At 69.9% G+C, this 3,440-nt stretch carries 2 protein-coding genes; both read left to right on the top strand.

Going from position 1 to position 3,440, the window contains the following annotated elements; translation table 11 throughout:
• Positions 1 to 201 precede the first annotated feature (201 nt).
• Complete coding sequence (gene typA, locus ADBZ6I_RS16665) at positions 202 to 2,115, top strand: translational GTPase TypA (protein ID WP_526385803.1); 1,914 nt, start codon at positions 202 to 204, stop codon at positions 2,113 to 2,115.
• 94 nt (positions 2,116 to 2,209) lie between these two features.
• Positions 2,210 to 3,440 (top strand): ABC transporter family substrate-binding protein (locus ADBZ6I_RS16660; RefSeq protein ID WP_526385805.1); only part of this gene is annotated, 1,231 nt, incomplete at its 3' end.

The following is a 3,440-nucleotide window of genomic DNA, read 5'->3' as shown; positions in this document are numbered from 1 at the left end:
CGCCTACGTCGTCGAACAGGCCGGTGGCACCGTGCACCCGCACGATCACGGCGCCCTGCGGTGGATCCAGGCCGCCGAACTCGCCGACCTGCCGTGGGTTCCCGCCGACCGGGCCTGGATTCCGGCGTTGTCGGAGCGGCTCAACCGGCGCGGCTGACGGCGTTTTCGCGAACCGGGTGCCGCACTGCGACAATCTGCGGCGTGACTAGCCCTGCAACAAAGCAAGATTTCCGCAACGTCGCCATTGTGGCGCACGTCGACCACGGCAAGACCACGCTGGTCGACGCCATGCTGCGGCAGTCCGGAGCCCTCACCCACCGCGGCGACGACGCCGTCGAACGCCTGATGGACTCCGGGGACCTGGAGAAGGAAAAGGGCATCACCATCCTGGCCAAGAACACCGCGGTGCACCGGCACAACGCGGACGGCAGCATGACGGTGATCAACGTCATCGACACCCCGGGCCACGCCGACTTCGGTGGCGAGGTGGAACGCGGCCTGTCCATGGTCGACGGCGTGCTGCTGCTGGTCGATGCCTCCGAGGGTCCGCTGCCGCAGACCCGCTTCGTGCTGCGCAAGGCCCTGTCCGCGCACCTGCCGGTGATCCTGGTGGTCAATAAGACCGACCGGCCCGACGCCCGGATTGCCGAAGTGGTCTCCGAAAGCCACGACCTGCTGCTCGACGTCGCCTCGGATCTCGACGCCGAGGCGCAGAAAGCCGCCGAGGACGCCCTGGGCCTGCCGACGCTATACGCCTCCGGCCGGGCCGGTATCGCCAGCATCACCGAACCGGCCAACGGCGAGAACCCCGACGGGGAGAACCTCGACCCGCTCTTCGACGTGCTGCTCGAACACATTCCGCCGCCGCAGGGAAACCCGGAGGCCCCGCTGCAGGCGCTGGTCACCAACCTCGACGCGTCGGCCTTCCTGGGCCGCCTCGCCCTGATCCGCATCTACAACGGCCGGCTGCGCAAGGGCCAGCAGGTGGCGTGGATGCGCGAGGTCGACGGGGCGCCGGTGATCACCTCGGCGAAGATCACCGAACTGCTGAGCACGGTCGGGGTGGAGCGCAACCCGACCGAGGAGGCCGTCGCCGGCGATATCGTCGCCGTCGCCGGGATGCCGGAGATCATGATCGGCGACACCCTCGCCGACCCCGACCATGCCCACGCGCTGCCCCGGATCACCGTCGACGAGCCGGCGATCTCGGTGACCATCGGCACCAACTCCTCGCCGCTGGCGGGCAAGGTCTCCGGGCACAAGCTCACCGCACGGATGGTGCGCTCCCGGCTGGATCAGGAGCTGGTCGGCAACGTGTCGATCCGGGTGGTCGACATCGGCCGGCCGGACGCCTGGGAGGTGCAGGGCCGTGGCGAGCTGGCGCTGGCCGTGCTCGTCGAGCAGATGCGCCGGGAGGGCTTCGAACTGACCGTCGGCAAGCCGCAGGTGGTCACCCGCACCATCGACGGCAAGCTGCACGAGCCGTTCGAGGCGCTGACCATCGACTGCCCGGAGGAGTTCGTGGGCGCGGTGACCCAGCTGATGGCGGCGCGTAAGGGCCGGATGGAGGAGATGGCCAACCACGCGGCGGGCTGGGTCCGGATGGATTTCATCGTCCCCAGCCGCGGCCTGATCGGGTTCCGTACCGACTTCCTCACGCTGACCCGCGGCACCGGTATCGCCAACGCGGTGTTCGACGGTTATCGGCCGTGGGCCGGGGAGATCCGGGCCCGGCACACTGGCTCGCTGGTCAGCGACCGCTCCGGATCGGTCACGCCGTTCGCGATGATCCAGCTCGCCGACCGCGGCCAGTTCTTCGTCGAGCCCGGTGACGACACCTACGAGGGCCAGGTCGTCGGCATCAACCCTCGCGCCGAGGACCTCGACGTCAACGTCACCCGGGAGAAGAAGCTCACCAACATGCGGTCCTCCACGGCCGATGTGATGGAGACCCTGGCCCGGCCGCTGGAACTGGGGCTCGAACAGGCGATGGAGTTCTGCGCCGAGGACGAATGCGTCGAGGTCACCCCGGAGATCGTCCGGGTTCGCAAGGTCGAACTCGACGCCACCCTGCGCGGCCGCCTCCGATCGCGCGCCAAGGCGCAGAAGGCGTGACTCGGGCTGTCGTTCAAAGGCGTGGCGCCGTCCGGTCGATACGCTGACAGGCGTGCCGAGCCGACCTCGCAAGCTGCCTACCGCCGCGGGGTTGATGTCGGTGTTGCTGGTCGCCGGGTGTGCGGTGGACCCGCCGCCGGCGCCGCAGAGCACCCAGACCTCGCAAGCCGTCGCGCCGGCCCCCAAGGCGGCGCAGATCATCATGGCGATCGATTCGATCGGAGCCGGTTTCAACCCGCACCTGCTCTCCGATCAGTCGCCGGTGAACGCCGCCATCAGCGCGTTGGTACTGCCCAGCGCGTTTCGCCCGGTGCCTGATCCGGCCACCCCGACCGGCTCGCGCTGGGAGATGGATCCGGCCCTGCTGGTCTCCGCGGCGGTGACGAACACCAGCCCGTTCACCGTCACCTACAAGATCCGGCCCGAGGCGGCCTGGACCGACAACGCGCCGATCGCCGCTGACGACTTCTGGTACCTCTGGCGCCAGATGGTCAGCCAGACCGGCGTCGTGGACCCGGCCGGCTACGACCTCATCACCGGTGTGCAGTCCCTGGACGGCGGCAAAACCGCCGTTGTGACGTTCGCGCAGCCGTATCCGGCGTGGCGCGAGTTGTTCAACCACCTGCTGCCCGCGCACATCGTCAAGGATGTGCCGGGTGGTTTCCCGGCCGGACTGGCCCGGGCGCTGCCGGTGACCGGCGGGCAGTTCCGCGTGGACACCATCGATCCGCAACGCGACGAGATCCTGCTGGCCCGCAACGACCGGTTCTGGGGCGCGCCGGCCAAGCCCAATCAGATCCTGTTCCGGCGGGCCGGAGTGCCGGCCGCGCTGGCCGATTCGATCCGCAACGGCGACACCCAGGTGGCGCAGGTACACGGCGGGGCGGCGGCCTTCGCGCAACTCGCCGCGATTCCCGACGTGCGCGCCGGCCGCCTGATCACCCCGCGGGTGATGCAACTGACGCTGCGTGCTCAACAGCCCACTCTGACGGATCCCCTTGTGCGCAAAGCGATCATGGGTCTGCTGGACGTCGAGCTGCTGGCCGCGGTGGGGGCGGGCAGCGACAACTCGGTCACCCTCGACGAGGCGCAGGTCTGGGCGCCCAGCGACCCGGGCTACGTCGCCACCGCGCCGCCGCCGCTCGGCCGGGACCGCGCATTGGAACTGTTCACGCAGGCCGGCTATCAGGTGGACCGCTCGCCGACCGAAAGACCCGTCCCGCCGCCGCCGGACGGCACGAACGCCACGGACGGCACGAACGCCACGGACGCTACGGACGGCACGGACGGTCCGCGCACGGACGGCACGGACGGTCCGCGTACGC

It is taken from the genome of Mycobacterium sp. (assembly GCF_044342925.1).
In the GTDB taxonomy this organism is placed as follows: Bacteria; Actinomycetota; Actinomycetes; order Mycobacteriales; family Mycobacteriaceae; genus Mycobacterium.
Note: the sequence above shows the minus strand (reverse complement) of the source record. Positions and strands in the feature narration are given on the sequence as shown.